General features: G+C 38.9%; 17 protein-coding genes and 1 other RNA gene. 2 read left to right on the top strand and 16 right to left on the bottom strand.

Features of this window, described 5'->3' with window-relative positions; all coding sequences use genetic code 11:
• Positions 1 to 38 precede the first annotated feature (38 nt).
• The 13 genes from ACSU6B_RS02635 to ACSU6B_RS02575 all read right to left on the bottom strand — a co-directional run bounded on the left by ACSU6B_RS02635 (position 39) and on the right by ACSU6B_RS02575 (position 13,248).
• Positions 39 to 1,079, bottom strand: a complete 1,041-nt coding sequence (locus ACSU6B_RS02635; RefSeq protein ID WP_410882521.1) for a zinc-dependent alcohol dehydrogenase — start codon at positions 1,077 to 1,079, stop codon at positions 39 to 41.
• A gap of 145 nt (positions 1,080 to 1,224) precedes the next feature.
• Positions 1,225 to 2,691 carry an NAD-dependent succinate-semialdehyde dehydrogenase gene (locus tag ACSU6B_RS02630; RefSeq protein ID WP_410882519.1) on the bottom strand — a complete coding sequence of 489 codons (1,467 nt, stop codon included), beginning with the start codon at positions 2,689 to 2,691 and terminating at the stop codon, positions 1,225 to 1,227.
• Positions 2,692 to 2,746: 55 nt separating this feature from the next.
• On the bottom strand, positions 2,747 to 3,520 hold the full coding sequence (locus ACSU6B_RS02625) for an acetoin reductase (protein ID WP_410882517.1): 774 nt from the start codon (positions 3,518 to 3,520) through the stop codon (positions 2,747 to 2,749).
• Between the two features lie 27 nt (positions 3,521 to 3,547).
• On the bottom strand, positions 3,548 to 4,303 hold the full coding sequence (locus ACSU6B_RS02620) for an NADPH-dependent oxidoreductase (RefSeq protein ID WP_410882515.1): 756 nt from the start codon (positions 4,301 to 4,303) through the stop codon (positions 3,548 to 3,550).
• Positions 4,304 to 4,319: 16 nt separating this feature from the next.
• Positions 4,320 to 5,321 (bottom strand): zinc-dependent alcohol dehydrogenase, encoded by a 1,002-nt coding sequence (locus ACSU6B_RS02615; protein ID WP_410882513.1) that lies wholly within the window; start codon positions 5,319 to 5,321, stop codon positions 4,320 to 4,322.
• A gap of 11 nt (positions 5,322 to 5,332) precedes the next feature.
• Entirely contained in the window at positions 5,333 to 6,037 is a 705-nt protein-coding gene (locus tag ACSU6B_RS02610) for an ABC transporter ATP-binding protein (RefSeq protein ID WP_410882511.1), read from the bottom strand.
• Positions 6,030 to 6,761, bottom strand: a complete 732-nt coding sequence (locus ACSU6B_RS02605) for an ABC transporter ATP-binding protein (RefSeq protein WP_410882509.1) — start codon at positions 6,759 to 6,761, stop codon at positions 6,030 to 6,032. Before ACSU6B_RS02605 ends, ACSU6B_RS02610 begins: the two co-directional genes overlap by 8 nt.
• Entirely contained in the window at positions 6,736 to 7,749 is a 1,014-nt protein-coding gene (locus ACSU6B_RS02600; protein ID WP_410882507.1) for a branched-chain amino acid ABC transporter permease, read from the bottom strand. Before ACSU6B_RS02600 ends, ACSU6B_RS02605 begins: the two co-directional genes overlap by 26 nt.
• Entirely contained in the window at positions 7,746 to 8,630 is an 885-nt protein-coding gene (locus ACSU6B_RS02595; RefSeq protein ID WP_410882505.1) for a branched-chain amino acid ABC transporter permease, read from the bottom strand. The genes ACSU6B_RS02600 and ACSU6B_RS02595 overlap by 4 nt, the downstream gene beginning before the upstream one ends.
• A 173-nt stretch (positions 8,631 to 8,803) precedes the next feature.
• Positions 8,804 to 10,045, bottom strand: a complete 1,242-nt coding sequence (locus ACSU6B_RS02590) for an ABC transporter substrate-binding protein (RefSeq protein WP_410882503.1) — start codon at positions 10,043 to 10,045, stop codon at positions 8,804 to 8,806.
• 21 nt (positions 10,046 to 10,066) lie between these two features.
• On the bottom strand, positions 10,067 to 11,308 hold the full coding sequence (locus tag ACSU6B_RS02585) for an ABC transporter substrate-binding protein (protein WP_410882501.1): 1,242 nt from the start codon (positions 11,306 to 11,308) through the stop codon (positions 10,067 to 10,069).
• 22 nt (positions 11,309 to 11,330) lie between these two features.
• Positions 11,331 to 12,089 carry an SDR family NAD(P)-dependent oxidoreductase gene (locus ACSU6B_RS02580; protein WP_410882499.1) on the bottom strand — a complete coding sequence of 253 codons (759 nt, stop codon included), beginning with the start codon at positions 12,087 to 12,089 and terminating at the stop codon, positions 11,331 to 11,333.
• Entirely contained in the window at positions 12,076 to 13,248 is a 1,173-nt protein-coding gene (locus tag ACSU6B_RS02575) for an iron-containing alcohol dehydrogenase (RefSeq protein WP_410882497.1), read from the bottom strand. The genes ACSU6B_RS02580 and ACSU6B_RS02575 overlap by 14 nt, the downstream gene beginning before the upstream one ends.
• Positions 13,249 to 13,687: 439 nt before the next feature.
• On the opposite strand from ACSU6B_RS02575, the gene ACSU6B_RS02570 reads away from it, so the two are divergent.
• Together ACSU6B_RS02570 and ACSU6B_RS02565 are read left to right on the top strand one after the other, a co-directional pair.
• On the top strand, positions 13,688 to 14,356 hold the full coding sequence (locus tag ACSU6B_RS02570) for a spore coat protein (RefSeq protein ID WP_410882791.1): 669 nt from the start codon (positions 13,688 to 13,690) through the stop codon (positions 14,354 to 14,356).
• A 158-nt stretch (positions 14,357 to 14,514) separates the two neighbouring features.
• On the top strand, positions 14,515 to 14,922 hold the full coding sequence (locus tag ACSU6B_RS02565) for an LAGLIDADG family homing endonuclease (protein ID WP_410882495.1): 408 nt from the start codon (positions 14,515 to 14,517) through the stop codon (positions 14,920 to 14,922).
• Between the two features lie 333 nt (positions 14,923 to 15,255).
• Here ACSU6B_RS02565 and ssrA read toward each other — a convergent pair.
• The 3 genes from ssrA to rnr form a co-directional block, all read right to left on the bottom strand.
• Positions 15,256 to 15,590: a transfer-messenger RNA gene (gene ssrA, locus ACSU6B_RS02560) on the bottom strand.
• Positions 15,591 to 15,782: 192 nt separating this feature from the next.
• Positions 15,783 to 16,250 carry an SsrA-binding protein SmpB gene (gene smpB / locus ACSU6B_RS02555; RefSeq protein ID WP_168245642.1) on the bottom strand — a complete coding sequence of 156 codons (468 nt, stop codon included), beginning with the start codon at positions 16,248 to 16,250 and terminating at the stop codon, positions 15,783 to 15,785.
• A gap of 92 nt (positions 16,251 to 16,342) precedes the next feature.
• On the bottom strand, positions 16,343 to 18,709 hold the full coding sequence (gene rnr / locus ACSU6B_RS02550) for a ribonuclease R (RefSeq protein WP_410882493.1): 2,367 nt from the start codon (positions 18,707 to 18,709) through the stop codon (positions 16,343 to 16,345).

The raw sequence follows: 18,709 nt of genomic DNA, 5'->3' as shown, positions 1-18,709 counted from the left end.
AAACTGTTTGCCTTTTTCGATAAATGGAACTTCATTCTTTATTCTTCATAATCGTAATACATCAACACTTTTCCACATTCTCTTGATTCAATGATTTCAAAAGCTCTTTCCCATTCACTTAGTGGAATAACATCAGTAATAATCGGCTTTAAATCAATCGTTTTCGTCGATAAGATTTTCTTTACCTTTTCCCAGGTTTGCATGGAGTGAGCAAAGGAGCCGAATATTTGAATTTGTTTATATAAAATGGAATCAATATCCATTTCTACCGTACTTCCTACAATACCAATCTGAATGTATTTCCCCAGCTTTTTTAACGCTTTAATGGAGTGGTTTACGGCAGATGGTGCGCCAGAGCATTCCACAGCAATATCTACACCTACACCATCCGTCAACTCTTCTATAATTTCATGAAGATCTTCGGTAAAAACATCAACCGTTGTATGTGCTCCAAGTTCTTTAGCAATGTTCAGTCTTGTAATATCCTGACTTGTTCCTGTAACGATCACATTACAGCCTTTACTCAGTAGTAAACTTAAAGAAATTAGTCCGATTGGTCCCGGACCTGAAAGCAGAACCCAATCACCTGCGTTAAACTCCGTCAATTCTTCAATAGCTTGTACTGCACAAGCTAATGGTTCCGCAAGTGCTGCTTCTTGTAAAGAAATGGTAGATGGTACCTTATACACCATTTCTTCGGTTACAACTACATATTTCGTGAAGCTTCCATTCACGCCGCTGCCGAGACTTCTCCGTTCTGAACAAAACATATAATAGCCTTGTTTACAGTACATGCAGTTCTTGCAGGTCCAGGCAATGGAAGGAAGCACCATAACAATATCCCCTGGGTTGATATTTTTTACATTTTTTCCAGATTCGACAACTTCTCCTGAAAATTCGTGACCAATCACAACAGGTGGATAACTCTTATAGCTGTCATGATAAATATGCATATCTGTTCCACAGATTCCGGAATAACGCACTCTTATTTTAATTCCTGTTGCATCACAAACTGGTTCAGGAATATCCAGTATATTTAAATTTCCGAAACCAGGCTCCGTTTTCATAAGTGCTTTCATTCTGATCCACTCGCTTATTAGTTAATAACATTTCAGCTGAAAAAGTGTTATCTTCTCAGGTAAAATATGATAATGTATACATTGGTTAATATGATCCTTCTAAGAAAGGTTTTATTACTTTTTCAGAAGGATCCTTTTTCAACTCTTATAGTCCTAAAGAAATAAACTTCTCTTCTAAGTAATCTCTAATTCCTTGGTGACCGCCCTCACGGCCATATCCACTGTGATTCATCCCGCCAAATGGAGCTTGAGGTACGCCAGGAACAGCATCATTAAGTCCAATCACACCAAAGTTTAATGCTTCAGAAACAGTAACTGCACGTTGAATGTTTGATGTGTAAAGATAAGCGGCTAATCCGTACTCTGTATTGTTCGCTTCGAATATCACTTCTTCATCATTATTAAAAGCTGTGATAGGTGCAACTGGACCGAATGTTTCCTCTGTCATGATAATCATATCTTTTGTAACATTAGCAAGAATAGTCGGTTCGTAATAAAAACCGTTTGGATCCCCTGTAACTTTACCGCCAATCAAAACTTCCGCACCTTTTGATTTAGCATCTTCAACATGCTCTTGCACTTTATCTAGACCATCTTTACTTACTAGTGGTCCAATTTGTACAGTTTGATCCAAGCTATTACCCACTTTTAACGCCTGAACTTTTTCAACAAACAGCTTTGAAAACTCATCTTTAATATTTTCATGAACATAAATCCGATTTGCACAAACACATGTTTGACCTGCATTTCTGAATTTACTCGCTACTGCTCCCTCAGCTGCTTTTTCTAAATCTGCATCTTCAAAGACGATGAAAGGAGCATGTCCGCCAAGCTCTAAAGAGAGCTTTTTCAATTGTTCTGCGGATTTTTCCACTAATTTTTTACCAACTTCAGTAGATCCTGTAAAAGAGACCTTTTTAACTATTGGACTTTCAAAGATTTCATCAGATATTTCTCTCGTAGCACCTGCCACAATATTCACTACTCCACTTGGAATACCAGCCTTTTCAACAAGGCTAGCAAAAGCAAGGGCTGAAAGCGGTGACTGGCTTGCTGGTTTGACAATTCCGGTACAACCGGCAGCCAAAGCAGGTCCTAGCTTTCGAGTCATCATGGCTAACGGGAAATTCCAAGGGGTAATGGCAGCAATTACACCAACTGGTTGCTTCACAACAAACAATCTTTTATTTGGAGAGGAAGCTGGAACCGTTTCTCCATATATACGACGGCCTTCTTCTGCATACCACGATAAGAAGCTAGCAGCATATTTCACTTCTCCACATGCTTCTGAGTAGGCTTTACCCATTTCCATACTCATAATAGTTGCTAGTTCAGCCTCGTGCTCCATCATTAAATCACGTACCTTTAATAAATAATCCGCTCTTTCATTTGCTGTAAGCATAGCCCATTTTGGAAATGCTGCATTTGCGGCTTCAATAGCGGCTTTCGTTTCTTCTCTTGCACCTCTTGGAACCTCAGCAATAACATTACCGGTGTTTGGATTTTTTACTGAGAATGTAGAACCGTTACTTGCCGTTTTCCACTCACCGTTAATGAATAATTTAATATTCTCTAAGTCAATCAAAGATAATAGTTTTGTAGCTTGTAACATTGTAATTCCTCCCATTCTTAATTAGATAAAAAATTAACTTAATACCGCATTATTTTTAGGAAAAAACCATCCCGCCATCAATTACTACCGCTTGTCCTGTCATATAATTTGAATCCTCAGATGCCAGAAATGAAACATAGTTTGCAACATCTGTCGGTTCTTCAATTCTCCCTAAAGGAATTCCATTAACTTTATTTTTCAAGATTTCTCCTAAAGGCACATTCATATATTCACTCATTTTACGGTCAATTTCTTCCCACATTCCTGTTCCTACAATACCTGGACAATATGCATTAACCGTAATTCCGTGACTTGCAAGTTCTTTTGCAGCAGTTTGAGTTAGACCGATGACAGAAAATTTTGTCGCACAATAGTGACCCAGAAATTCTACACCTCTTTTTCCTGAAGTACTGCTTGCATTGATAATTTTTCCGCCATTTTGTTTGATCATCACTTTTGCTGCTGCTTGCATGCAAAACATCGTTCCGAACACATTGATACGAAAAATTCTTTCCATATCCTCTTCTGTAATTTCAAGCAGTGGCTTTACTTGGACAATTCCAGCGTTTGAAACCATAACATCAAGACGTCCAAAATGTTCTACCACTTGATCAACCATAGAAAAAACTTGTTCTCTATTGCTGACATCTGCAATTACTGGCAAGGCTCTTTGTCCTAACTTTTCAATCTCTGAAGCTACATGTTTAATAGATTCCTCACTAATGTCATTCACAGCTACATCAAAGCCATCATTAGCCAACCTTAGAGCAATCGCCCTTCCGATACCTGCCCCGCCACCCGTAATTAAAGCTACTTTATTTTTCCCCATTTTTCATACCTCTATTTTCCAGAAAAGTTATTTTAATTGAAATCCTTTTGAATTCACAAAGTCTTTCATATGTTTTCTTCTAGGAGTGGATAAAAAATCACTCATTGATTCTGTCCAATTGGTCTTTTTTTGGTTTGACAGACGACTTCCATAGTAATCTTCTAACTGAGAGTCATATTGATCCAAAACTTCATGATATTTTTCTTCGTTATATACATTTTCATGAAGGATTGCTTCAACTGGTAAACGTGGCTTAACCAGCTGAGTTTCATTCGGAATCCCAACTGTCATACCGAATAAAGGAATTGTTTTATCAGGTAAACCAACAACTTTACTAATTTCTTCAGGGTTATTTCGTACCCCTCCAATATAGCAAATGCCATAGTTTTGAGATTCTGCAGCAACTACAAAATTTTGCGCAAATAGTGCTGTATCAATGACAGCGACCAAGAAATTTTCAAGAATTTCATTCTGTATGCTTGTTCCTTGTTTTTCACATGCATATTCCAAGCGTTTCAAGTCAGCACAGAATAATAACAAAACAGGTGCTGATTCGATTTGCCTTCTATTATTTGAAAGTGATGCAATAGCTTCCCTTTTGTCTGGGGCTGTAATATGAATAACTGAATATGCTTGAACAAAATGAGAGGATGCAGCATGTTGTGCTGAAACCAACAATTTTTCTAGTACTCCAAAAGGCAGGCCTTCCTTTTTATAGTCTCTTATGGAAGTATGACTTCGTAAAAGTTCGAGCGTTGTATCTAATTGTTGTTCAATTGTCATATAACTACCTCCTTCATTAACTTATTGCCAATACCGGCTTTAGGACAACTTGATTCAGACCATCTTCAAAAGCCTGTAAGACATCTGTCAAAGGATAAATCGTCATTATATCCATTAACTTTTCTGATAATGAATTTAAAACTATAAATGCTTCATTATAATCTTCTGGATTACAACCATAGCTTGTATTGATGAGTACCTCATTTCTTACTAATTCTGTTAAAAAGAGGGTGGTTTCATATTCGTATAATGCAACCAAAATCGCTTTTCCACCTTTTTTCAAACTACGGAATCCTGTTTTTACCGCTGCACTTGATCCGGAGCATTCAAAAACAATGTCTACCTTTTCTTCCACATTTCCTGATTCAACAATGTGTGGGATGACTCCGAATGATTTGCATTTTGACAATCTGCTCTCATAATCTCGATCTAGTCCCGACAAATAAACTTTCGAGCCCTTCTTGGCGAGTATTAAACTTACAAAAAAGCCAATTATTCCTGGACCTTGAACAAGAATAATATCAGATTTTGCTATTTCTCCAGCTTGACGAACGGCATGAACTGCAATGGCCATTGGCTCACTTAACGCTGCTAAATGAAGTGGTATTTCCTCTGGAATTTCTTTTACATATTGAACATTTGTTTTAACATATTGTGCCATGCCGCCATTGTAATGAAGACCTATTACTTTATTCTGAGCGCAGATAGATTTCCTTCCGTTTATACAGTTTTCACAGAGGCCACAATAATTCATAGATTCCACGATGACACGTTTTCCCTTTAAGTGTTTTGCAGAGGCATCAAAGCAGTCAACGACAACACCTGAAAATTCATGGCCTAAAATAATGGGTTTATTAACAAACTCATAGCCTTTTGAATGCTTATATGCATGAAGATCGCTACCGCATACTCCACAGTACTTTACTTTAATTAACACTTCATTTCTGTGGAGTTTTGGCAGTTCTTTTTCTTGAAGGATAATTTCGCCAGCCTTTTCTGTTTTCATGGCCACTCTCATACATGACACCTCTACATTCCAAGGTAAGCTTTTTTCAGATGTGGATCTTTAATTAAATCAGCGGATTTTCCAAATAACGACAACCGCCCATTTTCTAATACATACGCATCACTAGCTATAGCCAATGATTGCTGTACATTTTGCTCCACTAGAAGAATTGTAATTCCCTTATTTCTTATATTTATTAAATCCTTTAATAACTGTTGGACTAATATCGGAGCTAATCCAAGCGATAGCTCATCGATAATTAAAAGTTTAGGATTAGCCATTAATCCTCTGGCTATAGCAACCATTTGCTGCTGTCCGCCACTCAGGTCACCTGCCATTTGATTTTTTCTTTCTTCTAAAACTGGAAACAAATCAAACACGAAGCGGAGATTTTTTTTGAAATCTTTTTTTGCCCGTTTGGAATAAGACCCTAATTCCAAATTTTCTTGAATGGACATATAGTTAAAAAGCTTTCTTCCTTCTGGTACCTGGATGATCCCTTCTTCAACAATTTCATGCGGGCTCATTTTGTGAATCTCTTTTCCTAAAAATGTAATTTTACCACCCGAAATTTTTTCTAATCCAGAAATAGCATTGATTGTACTTGACTTTCCGGCTGCGTTCGCTCCTAGTAATGCAGCAATTTGACCTTCATGAATTTCCAATGATAGATTCCATAAGGCTTGAATTTCGCCGTAGAATAAGTTTACGTTTTGTAATTTAAGCAAAGCTCAATTCCTCCCCAAGATAAGCTTTAATTACTTCTGGATTGTTTGCGATTTCTATTGGAGTACCCTCGGCTATTTTTTCACCATGATGCACTACGACTATCCGATCACAAACATTCATGACGACTTCCATTATATGTTCAATAAGAATAATAGTAATTCCGCTGTCTCTTAGTCCCTTGATCATTGGCAGGATTTCCTTCACTTCACTTGGATTCAGACCCGCCATAACTTCATCCAACAGTAGCACCGTTGGCTGGGTTGCCAATGCTTTCGCTACTTCAAGACGCTTTTTATCAGCAATGGTTAAGCTTTTTCCAACTTGGTCTTTCTTTTTATCTAAACCAACCTTTTTCAAGATTTCCATGCTATATTCCCTTGCCTCTTTTGTACTGGATGCTTTGTTAAAAGCTCCAACCATCACATTTTCAAGTACAGAAATATTACCAAATGGCTTAACAATTTGATAGGTTCTGCCAATTCCTTTTTTGCAAATGACATAGGGTTTTTGACTAGTAATATCTTCATTATTAAATATTACTTGTCCGGATGTTACTCCAAGTGAACCGGAAATAAGGTTAAACAACGTCGTTTTACCCGCCCCGTTTGGCCCGATGATCCCGACAATTTCTTTTTCATTTACCTCAAAAGAAACATCTTTTACCGCTTTTAACCCACCAAAATGTTTTGAGAGTTCTTTAACTTGAATAATCAACTTTTTCACCCTCCCCTACTTTGATGTTTTTCTTATTTAAGCTTTTTAACTTTTCAGGAATGCGTTTAAGGATTGGAAGTAATCCATTCGGCAAAAACGATACGATTAAAATTAATACAATTCCATATATTAGATAATTCATTCCACTCAAAGATGGGAATGTAGAACGTAAAAGCTCATTTAATGGGATGATGATAAAAGCTCCTAATACTGGTCCGAAAACAGTTCCTACTCCGCCGATAATTGCTATCAAAGCAATTTCAATGGAAAAGTTTAAGTTGAAAACAGAAATTGGTTCAAAGAACAACATATATTGAGCGTAAAATACACCCGCAACTCCCGTCATTCCCGCACTAATCGCCATGGCAATCATTTTATATTTCGTTACATTAATACCTAATGTTTCAGCCCCATCCTCGTCTTCACGAATTGCCTTCAAGTAATATCCAACCTTTGTTTTATCAACCCAAATTGCAATTGCTATACTAATAGCAAACAATACCAATACGACAAAATAATAGGCGCTGTATTCTCTGAAAATAAGGTTTTTTAAACCTGGTTCAAAACGAATGTTAACACCGATCGCCCCATTTGTTACATTTTTGAAATATAATGTCAAGTGGCGGATAACCTCTGCAAATGCAATAGTTGTTAAAGTAAAATATGTTCCTTTTAATCTGAAAGCAGGCCATCCGATTAAGACACCCACCACTATGGAAATCACAGCCGCAATGATAAATCCTAACCACGGACTAACACCAAATTTTAGATATAAAAGCGATGAGGAGTAAGCACCTAATCCAAAAAAGATCGCATGGCCGAGTGATAATTGACCACCGTATCCGCCTAAAATATTCCATGATCCAGCAATCGTCGCATACAATAAAATTAGAATGAAAATATTTAGATAGAATTTGTTTTGAATAACAAACGGAGTTACTAATAGAAATATCCCCAAGAAAATAAGAAATTTTTGTTTAGACAATAGCTGCATCATTTCAATCCTACCTCCTCTGCACCTTTACCCAGACTAAAAATACCAGCTGGACGAACTAGTAATACCATTATGAAAATGACAAAGTATACCGCTTCTTTGAGACCCGGGTCAAATATAACACCAGAAAGCGCCTCGACTACTCCTATTATCAACCCGCCGAAGAATGCCCCGAACATGCTCCCCATACCACCTAATACAACGACAACGAACGCAATAAGTACGAAGGATGTTCCAATTGTTGGATAGACCGAGTAAATTGGCATGAGCATAGCACCTGCAAGACCTACCAAACCTGAACCGATTCCGAAAGCTAGAAGATAAATTCTTTTGACGTTAATCCCCATCAAAAATGCTGCTTGTCGTTGCATAGCAACCGCTCGGATGGCTTTTCCAGTCATCGTCTTTTGCAAGAATAGATATAAAAATACAGCTACTGCTACGGCAACTCCGAATGCAATTAGTCTAGGAACGCTAATAGCAAATTCTCCTATATTTATAACTTGTGTCTGATAACTTGTTTTTACTGAAAGATGATTCGCACTTAAAGTCATTAAAGCAAGATTTTGAAGTGTAATCGATAATCCTAATGTTGCAAATATTTTCGTTGAAGCAGGTGTATCCAAAATTGGCTGAATCATAATTCTCTGCGTTATGACACCCAGCAAGAAAAGACAGATGATTACTAGAACGGCAGAAACATATGGATCTAGACCCAACGTCGAATAAAATAGGAAACTTATATACATGGCAATCATTAGCAGTTCACCATGCGCAAAGTTTACGATTCTTACGACTCCAAGAATTAAATTTAAGCCCATGCTGATTAAAGAATATATACCACCTAACAATAGACCCGAGATAAGTGTTTGAACTAATGTCATATTTACACCCCGCTGTTTCATTTTAAAATGGGTTTACCCATAAGTGCCCAGCACCCGTTAGCAGTTTCTAATGGCAGATTAGACTGGTCTTGGTTCTACTATTTATTTTCCGCTGATGCCAAGTACTTATTCCTGGGTTATCCTTTTAGCTACCTTTTTGTAAAACTATTACTTTATTGATTTCCAATTTGGGGTTCTTCTACAGCAACATTTTCCGGCCAAACCGTCTTAAGTTCACCATTGATCCACTCATGAACGTATGGTTGGCTCAACTTATTTTGTCCGCTTTTCTTATCGAACTCTACTCCCCAGCCAGTAACGGTTGAACCTACTTTAGTTGTGTATTTCAAAGCTTCTTCTTTTAATTTATCCGGGTCAACTTCGCCAACTTTATCCATTGTATCGAGTACGACTTTCATTCCCATATAGTTTGTTAAAGAATGTCCAGAACGTGGCTCTTGACCATACTTTTCTTTATAGAGCTTGATAAATTGTTCAATTCCAGGCGTAACATCGCGATTAATTTGGTATTGTGGGAAGTCAATATCAAATATCCCATTGGCTTTTTCTCCCATCGCATCTTTAAAGTCACTCATTGTATGACCACCTCCGGAACCAATAAATACTGGAACCTTTAGTCCCAATTCTTCACTTTGTCTAGCAAGAAGAATGGAATCGTTTAAGTATGAAACGGCAATGATCACGTCTGGTGCGGCCTTTTTAATATTCAAAATGACTGAACTTAAATCATTAGTACCTGCGCTGTATCCTTGGTTTGCTACAACATTAATTCCTTCTTTTTTTGCAAGCTTAGTAGCTTCATCTGCAATGGTTGTCCCATAGGAAGAATCTTCATGGGCAATAGCAACCTTAATATCTTCTAAACTTTTCCCTAGTTTTTTTGTTACCACATTTTTAATAAATTCAATATGCACCTTAGAGAAATTAGAAGCAGGCGGATTAGTTCGTAGAACATATTTGTAATTTCTGTCTGTAATGGAATCAGATACGGCCCCAAGCTCCCAATACAAGACACCGCTTCTTTCAGCAACTTCACTAGCAGCAAAAGAGATGGAGCTAGAATACGATCCGATAATCGACTTTATGTTTTCTTGATTAATTAAACGATTCGCCTCTGCTTGAGCAGCATCTGCATCAACAGCGTCACCCTTAACTAATTTAATTTTTTTCCCGCCTGCAATACCGCCATTTTTATTTGCTTCTTCAACTGCAAGCTCGGCACCACGAAAACTCTCTTCACCAAGAAGCGCTAAGCCACCTGATAAAGGGTATAGAGCACCAACTTTTAATGTTTCCGATTTACCACTACCTTTACCATCACCACTTGCTCCTCCCGAGCAAGCTGATAAAAGGAAAAGAAAACTCACCATTATAACGCTTACAATTTTCTTCATTGAATACCACCTTTAAAATAGTTATTTATTTTGGTTAAGTTGTGGTTCCTGCACCGCCACTTTTTCTGGCCATACAGCTAAAAGTTTTCCGTTTACCCACTGATGAACATATGGTTCGCTCAGCGTGTTTTGACCCGTTTTAGAATCGAAGTTAACACCCCAGCCAGTCACGGTTTTACCAGGGTCAACTTTATATTTCATAGCTGCAGCACGTAATTTATCAGGATCAATCTCTCCAACTTTATCAATCAGATCAAGAAGGACATTCGTTCCCATAAAATGCACAAGAGAGTGCCCAGATCGCGGCTCTTCACCATATTTTGCTTTATATAACTTAACGAAATCTTCCATTCCCGGAGTGAATTCATGGTTAATTTGGTATTGTGGAAAGGCTACATCAAAGATTCCATTCCCACTGTCACCCACACCCTCAATATAGTCAGCCATATCATGACCTCCACCAGAGCCAACAATAACTGGAACTTTTAATCCTAATTCTTGACTTTGTCGGTGCAATAGAATTCCATCATTTAAATAAGATACTTCTATAAGAACATCAGGTTGAGCTTTCTTTAGGTTTAGGACGACTGAGCTTAAATCGTTTGATGAAGCACTATATGGCTGGACTGTTACAATGTTAATGTCTTCTTTTTTGGCTAACTTTACTGCTTCATCTGCTATGGTTGTTCCATAAGATGAATCTTCATGAGCAATCGCTACTTTAAGATCACCTAAGGACTTCCCAAGCTTGCCTGCCAAATAATTTTTGATAAATTCAATGTGTTTTTTTGATAGATAGGATGCTGGCGGATTCGTACGTAACACATATTTATAACCTCGGTCCGTAATCGAATCAGCCACGGCACCATACTCCCAAAACAAGACTCCGTTCCTCTCAGTTACTTCACTGGCTGCCTGTGCGATACCAGATGAATAAGAACCAACAATGGTTTTAATATTTTCCTTGTTTATTAAGCGGTTTGCTTCCGCCTGTGCAGCATCAGCGTCAGGTGCGTCCCCTTTAACGAGCTCGACTTTTTTACCACCGGCTACACCGCCATTTTTATTTCTTTGTTCAATTGCAAGCTCTACTCCGCGATAGCTTTCTTCACCTAGCAGTGCTAATCCTCCAGACATTGGAAATACAGCACCAATTTTTAACGCCTTGCTGCTTTTATCATCTCCACTAGCCTGATTGGATCCACTACAGGCTGATAATAGCAATAGAAAACCTATCATTGTTAGAGATAAAATCTTTTTCATAAATTGTCCCCCCTTTAATTTTTTAACTGATTAGCCATCCGCCATCGACATAAATTGTTTGGCCGGTTATATAATCTGATGCACTTGAAGCTAGGAAGATGGCTGCTCCTTCTAGATCCTCTAGCTCACCGGTTCTTTTTAGAGGAATACGAGATTTCATCCACTCTACCTTTTTCTCGTCTTCAAAAAGAACTTTTGTCATTTCTGTCTTAAAATAGCCTGGCCCAATTGCATTAACTAAAATTCCATCTTCCGCAAACTCTACCGCCATTGCCTTTGTTAATTGGGAAATCCCCCCCTTACTAGCCGCGTATGCGGACATGTTAGGAAAAGCTATTTCACTTGTGAGTGAAGCGATATTGATGATTTTTCCATACTTCTGGTCCTTCATATAAGGAATAACTGCCTGTGAGGTAAGTAGGGCTGTTTTCAGGTTGATACCCATCACAAAATCCCAATCTTCTTCAGTTACTTCCAAAAACGAAGAGCGTACATTTGTGCCAGCCGCATTCACTAAAATATCTATTTTCCCTTCATTGATCACGATTTCTTTTACGTAGTTTCTAATTTCCTCTGAATTTCGCGCATCCACTGTCGCATAATACGCATTTCTAGAGAAGTTTTTAATCGCCCCTGCTGTTTCTTTGAGTTCACTTTCTGTCCTACTAATAACAGCTACGTTGGCACCTGCTTCTGCAAGCGTAAGGGCAATCGTTTTACCTATGCCTCGTCCTCCTCCCGTAACCAGGGCTGTTTTACCGCTTAAATTAAATAACCTCAACTAATACACCCCCAATTGATTTCCGATACAGTTCGATGACATCTTCATATGTAGTAGTCCTTGGATTTACCGCGATATTCCCACTTAACAAAGCATCCTTTACCATCCGATCTATTTGAGACTCATCAATTTGGAATTCTGCGAAAGTAGTTGGAATTCCAATATCCTTTGAAAGTTTTTTAACGGCATTCACTGCAGCTTCTGCTCTTTCCATTAATGTTAGTCCCTCTAGATTTTCCCCCATATCATCCGCAATATCGCTAAACAGTTCCGGTACAGCGAGCGAGTTAAATTCCATAATATGGGGAATTAAAATTGAATTAGCTATGCCATGTGCAACACCATAAATTGCACTTACTGGATGACTTAAGGCATGACAATTTCCTAAACGTGTATTGTTAAATGCTAATCCGGCTAGTAAACTTCCCATAAGCATATTTTCTCTAGCTACGATATTGTCACCATTGTAAACAGCTTGCCTCAAGTTTTCACTGATTTTTCGAATTGCTTCCCTTGCAAGCGCTTTCGTAATTGAGTTAGCCATTTTAGATGTATACGATTCAATTGCGTGGACTAATGCGTCAAGTCCAGTCGAAGCCGTAATATGTTTTGGTAGTGTTAAAGTAACAAGCGGGTCGACTAATGCCCATTTTGGTGCAAGCTTTATTCCACCTACCGTTAGCTTGTATTGTCTTACTTCATCTGTGATAACGGTAAAAGTTGTGACTTCACTTGCAGTACCTGCAGTTGTTGGTATAGCGATTAATGGCAAAAGTTCATTATCACACGTATCAATTCCTTCATATTCAACAATGGATCCACCATTTGTGGCCAGCAGACACACTGCTTTGGCAACGTCAATCGAACTTCCACCGCCCATCGCTATAACCGCATCAGCATCAATCTCATGAAGTAACTTAACTGCATCATTACAGTTGGTTACAGTTGGATTGGGCTGTGTTTGATCATAGATAGAATAATTGATATTATCTAATTGCCTTGTAATTTGATTTATTAGGCCCGTCTTAACAAGTCCTTTATCTGTGATAATGAGAACGTTTTTAAAATTTTGTTCATCGATAATTTTTCGAAGTTGGTCCGTTACTCCTAAACCAAACATAATCTGAGTTGGATTTTTAAAAAAGCCAATTGTGTGCACCTTGATTCCCCCTAGGTAAAAGATTTTACACTATAACCATAATGCAATTATTGTGCCAAGATTGAAAATTCATATAATTCCGATTAAACTAACCCTTTATCCAATCATTTACAAAACTTAAATTTTTCTTAATGGGTAAAATTTACACAATTCTTATATTTTTGTATAAATATTATCCATCATGAAGAACCACTGCTGTTTTTGCTGCTTTAAAAAGCATGAAAAAAACCTCAAATTTTGTTAAGGCTTTAGTCATGCTATTGAATTACAGTAATTATTGACGCTAGTATACGCTTTTAATACCTATTTAGCTGAAATAAGTTTCCATATTATAACAATCAAAAGAGCACTCATTGACAGTATTTATGAGCATAACTCTTCTTCCTAGAAACATAATAAATATGGTTAAACCAATACCTTTAGGAGGAGATAAAAAATGATGCAAAATCAACAGGGGCAAATGCACCAAAACATGCATACAGGGAATATACCTCAACAATTAAATCACGGCGGCCATGAAGTGTTCGATGTCCATGAGGTACTTTCAGGAGCAATAGGGACATTAGACCAATACATGATGTTACGCCAACATGTAAAAGACCCAGAATTACTTGATATTCTGGATCGCCAATATCAATTTATGCAGGATGAATATAACATTACTTTAGAATGCTTCAAATCGGGACAAGATCCTTCCAAACGAACCCAAAGCTATAAAATGAACCAAGGAAATGACTTTGTTTATGGGCTAAAACCAGCCCAGCCGAAAAAGCCGCTGCAATCCGTTTCTGAGCTTACTGATGAGTGTATTTCCAGCATGATGCTTGGATCTGTAAAATCAGGTGCATCGATGAAGACTATGGCAGCTTTAGAAGTTACCAATCCAGTTGTCCGTCGTGTGCTAGCTGACTCTGTTCCGAATTGCATTGAAATGGCCTATGAAATCTCGATTTATCAAAATAAACACCATTACTATCAAGTACCACAGCTTGCCGAGCAGGATATGAATCAACTGCTTAATGCCTTCGCCCCTGCACAAGGAATGCCGCAAACTAACAATATGAACATGAATGGAAATATGAATATGAATTCTAATATGAGTCATTAAAAACTTTTATATTAATGAGTGAAGTAATGCAAGCTATCCTATTTTTTAGGATAGCTTGTTTAATTTAAAATTTGAAAAGCGCTTATTTAGATAGTAAAATAATAACAGAACGTATGTTTTGATAGTGGAATTTAGAACGAATCTTAGGAGGAGTTTAGATGGAATCATGGGAAGCCGCCTATATTGCTGGGATTATTGATGGAGAAGGGTCTATTACATTAACTAGAATGCATGAAAATGAAAATCGACGGCCTTGTATTACAGTTGCTTCAACAGATAAGGAACTTTTAGTATATCTTCGTTCTTTAACCGATGGAACTATTAATAGTAAAAAAAACTATAATCCTGAACGACATAAGGATTCTTATACTCTAAGTATAAAGAAAAAAGATTCAGTTGTTACTCTTTTAAAAAAAATATCACCCTATCTTCGGGTGGATAAAAAAAGAAAGCGTGCTCTATGGATACTCGAAAATTATGAAAAGGTTACTCCCCGAAATGGAAAATATAATTCTTTATTATTAACAAAGAAGATTGCATTTGAAGACAACTTTTTTAGAATATAAAAAAGACCAGCATTTTCTGCTGGCCCTTTTTTCCACTATGTAGTGGAGACGGTGGGACGTGCTCTTCCATGCTTTCGTCATGGCACTGACTATATCTTGAACCTGTCTTCAAACAGGTCCTCCGGCGTCTTATGCGAATCATAAATTTACCTCTTCAAGGTATAGATTTCGCATCCTAGTACTACCATATACATGGCAGCCTATAAGTCGATACACGGCTGTTGGATTACTCCACATACCGCTCGGCATTGCCCTATCACATTAAAGTGACTTAGGTTTCACCGATAAAGCCGAATTTTCACTTATGTGTTACCACATAAGGCGACTAGTTACTAATCGAACCCACGTCCAAAGATATCGCCACTTAAGCTTCTACGAGTGTAGTCGATATATTGGTGTTTCGCTGATTCTTCTGCCTATCGACCGGCGTCCGGTCAGCTAGCCTGGTTGTTCTCTTCCTTCATCCTCAGGCGGTGGAATCCGGCGTAGCCCACTTAGAGTGAGTCCCTTACCCTACCACATGGGCAATGGAGGGAGGAACCGCTATGCAGTATTAAGCTGCGAAAGCGAGGTTGTTGTTAGTTTTGCCAGTTATGGCTTTGACGTTTTAACGAGGCCGATCCCCTCGACTCGCGACCTAAGCTCAAACTACCCCTGTCGAATCCGTAGCGTCCCCATAATAAAAGGAGCTGCAATCTAGTTAAAGATTAAAGCTGTAGACGTTAGGAAGCTCAACAATGTTCTTTGAGCAAATGTTACTGTCGCTCTCTTGGCGACAAATTTATTATAACACACTGTAGGGATTTTTCAATTGTAATTATCTGTAAAATAATTTCCAATTCAGCAACCGACGATTCAGATTACATCTTCTGACGATCACGGAAGGCACGTTCGATTTCACGCTTGGCTTCTTTTTGCTTTAAGGATTCGCGCTTATCATAATTCTTCTTACCTTTCGCGAGCCCAATTAACACTTTGCAAAAACCATTTTTCAAATAGAGCTTTAATGGAACAAGCGCATAACCTGCTTCCTTTGTTTCACCAATTAACTTACTAATTTCACGTTTATGTAATAGCAGTGTCCGTGTTCTTAATGGGTCGTGGTTAAAACGATTTCCTTGCTCATAGGGGCTGACGTGCATCCCGAATAGAATGGCTTCTCCATTTTGGATCCGTGCATAGGAATCCTTTAGATTTACTTTTCCGGCCCGAATCGATTTGATTTCTGTTCCCTGCAAGACAATTCCAGCTTCGTAGGTTTCTTCAATAAAATAGTCATGGTAAGCCTTTTTGTTTTGGGCAACTACTTTTCCTTCACCTTTTGGCATTTTTCTCACCTCGTCTTAAAATTTATTTTAGCAGAATATAGAAGCTACTACAATTGAAAGAGAGCCCCACATGGAAGGCTCCCTCAACGCTATCATTTATTTTTACGCTTCGTACTTTTGTTTTTTGGCACATTATCATAAAATTTACGTTTCTTCTTCGCTTTATTACCTTGACTGCTGCCGCCTTCAGACTTTGCATTAGAATTGCCGCCTTGACCACGACCGCCGCCGCCTTGCTGTTTATTCCTCCGAGACTTCTTGGTATCGCTGCCCGTACTGAAAACCTTTGGTGTTTCCGATCGTTCGCGACGCGGTGTACCCTTCATGCCCACAATTTCAAAATCAATCGCACGTTCTTCTTTATTGACTTTTACTACTCGAATGGTAATTTCATCGCCGATCCGGAACACATTTCCGGTTCGTTCGCCAATCATCGCGAGGTGGCGCTCATCGTAACGATAGTAATCATCCGTCATATAGCTGACATGGACGAGGCCTTCAATCGTATTTGGCAGCTCCACAAACATTCCAAAATTGGTGACAGAGCTGATAATGCCGTCATACTCCTCGCCAATCTTGTCTTCCATGTACTCTGCTTTCTTCAAATCGTCCGTTTCTCGTTCGGCATCCACCGAGCGTCGCTCCATTTTTGAAGAATGATCCGCAATTTCAGGTAAGCGAGCATTCCATTTTTCCTGAGTGGTTGAATCCAGCTTTCCTTCGATTAAGTAGGTCCGGATTAAACGATGAACAATTGTATCCGGATAACGGCGAATCGGCGAAGTAAAATGGGTATAGAACTCTGTTGATAAACCAAAATGTCCGAGACTTTCCGGATCATATTTGGCCTGCTGCATCGAACGAAGCATAACCTTCGAAACAACCATTTCCTCAGGCTTTCCTTGAACCTCTTCAATAATCTCCTGAAGAGCCTTAGGGTGGACATCATTTGCTGTCCCTTTTACAATGTAGCCGAAATTGGTGATAAACTCGAAAAATCTACGTAGTTTATCCTCCTTCGGATCCTCGTGAATACGGTAAATAAACGGAACTTCCATCCAATGAAAGTGCTCTGCCACGGTTTCATTGGCGGCAAGCATAAACTCTTCAATTAATCGTTCAGCCACCGAGCGCTCACGAAGCACGACATCGGTCGGCTTTCCATCTTCATCAACTAGGACCTTTGATTCCTTAAAATCAAAGTCGATCGCTCCCCGCTTCATCCGTTTGTTTCGTAAGATAGCGGCCAGCTCTTCCATCATTTCGAACATAGGTACAAGCGGTTCGTATCTAGCTCGCGTTTCTTCATCATGTTCAGCAAGAATCATATTTACAGCATGATAGGTCATCCGTTCGGTTGTCTTAATCACACTTTGAAAAATTTCATGCGAAACAACGGCGCCCTCTGAGGTAATTTCCATTTCGCAAGATAGTACCAAGCGGTCTACCTTCGGATTTAAGGAACAGATTCCATTCGATAAGCGATGGGGAATCATCGGGATGACTCGGTCGACTAAATACACACTCGTAGCCCGTTCTTCCGCTTCCAGGTCAATTGGCGTGCCTTCTTTTACATAATAGCTAACATCTGCGATATGAACGCCAAGCTTATAGTTGCCGTTCTCAAGTCTTGTTACAGTTACCGCATCATCAAGGTCTTTGGCATCGGCCCCATCAATCGTGACAATCGTTTCATTTCGAAGATCGCGGCGATTGGCCAATTCACTTTCATCAATGGTGTCAGGCACCTCGTTGGCTTGTTTTAACACCTCGTCTGGGAAGGCCATTGGCAAGCCGTGCTTATGTATGACTGAAAGGATGTCCACACCCGGGTCGTTTTTGTGTCCGAGAATGGTAATGACTTCGCCCTCTGCACTTTTTCGCCCTTCTGGATACGTAACCAGCTTAACAACAACCTTATGTCCCTCGACTGCCCCTTTGGACGCTGCCTTTGGAATAAAAATATCACTCGCAAATTTTTTATCATCCGGAATGACAAAGCCAAAGCTTTTGCTTTCTACATACGTTCCGACAATTTGCTGCACACCGCGTTCAATGATGCGGATAATACTTCCTTCCCGTCGCTGCCCCGCGCTTTCAGAGGAAACACGCGCTAAAACGATATCACCATGCATGGCTGTGTTGGTTTCATTTGGAGGGATAAAAATATCATCCATCCCTGGCTCATCTGGTGCGACAAAGGCAAATCCTTTCGCATGACCGATGAGCTTACCGCGGATTAAGTTCATTTTCTCCGGAAGTCCATAACGGTTGCTTCGCGTCCTGACAACTAACCCCTTTTCCTCCATTTGCACGAGTGCTTTCACAAACTCCTTAAAATCACTAGAATCCTGGATGCCAAAGGCAGTTTCAAGTTCCTGCACGGTTAATGGTTTGTATGCTTCATCCTTCATATATTGTAAAACCTTATCAATATGCTTTTGTATATTATCTTCCAA

This window comes from Neobacillus sp. C211 (assembly GCF_051842875.1).
Taxonomy (GTDB): domain Bacteria; phylum Bacillota; class Bacilli; order Bacillales; family Cytobacillaceae; genus Neobacillus.
This window is presented reverse-complemented; position numbering and strand designations above follow the sequence as displayed.

What these genes read in the sequence shown, in the direction of transcription:
- ACSU6B_RS02615 (WP_410882513.1), bottom strand. Translation starts at nt 5,321, where the DNA reads ATGAGAGTGGCCATGAAAACAGAAAAGGCTGGCGAAATTATCCTTCAA.
- ACSU6B_RS02595 (WP_410882505.1), bottom strand. Translation starts at nt 8,630, where the DNA reads ATGACATTAGTTCAAACACTTATCTCGGGTCTATTGTTAGGTGGTATA.
- ACSU6B_RS02590 (WP_410882503.1), bottom strand. Translation starts at nt 10,045, where the DNA reads ATGAAGAAAATTGTAAGCGTTATAATGGTGAGTTTTCTTTTCCTTTTA.
- ACSU6B_RS02565 (WP_410882495.1), top strand. Translation starts at nt 14,515, where the DNA reads ATGGAATCATGGGAAGCCGCCTATATTGCTGGGATTATTGATGGAGAA.
- ACSU6B_RS02635 (WP_410882521.1), bottom strand. Translation starts at nt 1,079, where the DNA reads ATGAAAGCACTTATGAAAACGGAGCCTGGTTTCGGAAATTTAAATATA.
- ACSU6B_RS02570 (WP_410882791.1), top strand. Translation starts at nt 13,688, where the DNA reads ATGCAAAATCAACAGGGGCAAATGCACCAAAACATGCATACAGGGAAT.
- ACSU6B_RS02620 (WP_410882515.1), bottom strand. Translation starts at nt 4,303, where the DNA reads ATGACAATTGAACAACAATTAGATACAACGCTCGAACTTTTACGAAGT.
- smpB (WP_168245642.1), bottom strand. Translation starts at nt 16,250, where the DNA reads ATGCCAAAAGGTGAAGGAAAAGTAGTTGCCCAAAACAAAAAGGCTTAC.
- ACSU6B_RS02585 (WP_410882501.1), bottom strand. Translation starts at nt 11,308, where the DNA reads ATGAAAAAGATTTTATCTCTAACAATGATAGGTTTTCTATTGCTATTA.
- ACSU6B_RS02630 (WP_410882519.1), bottom strand. Translation starts at nt 2,691, where the DNA reads ATGTTACAAGCTACAAAACTATTATCTTTGATTGACTTAGAGAATATT.
- ACSU6B_RS02625 (WP_410882517.1), bottom strand. Translation starts at nt 3,520, where the DNA reads ATGGGGAAAAATAAAGTAGCTTTAATTACGGGTGGCGGGGCAGGTATC.
- ACSU6B_RS02600 (WP_410882507.1), bottom strand. Translation starts at nt 7,749, where the DNA reads ATGATGCAGCTATTGTCTAAACAAAAATTTCTTATTTTCTTGGGGATA.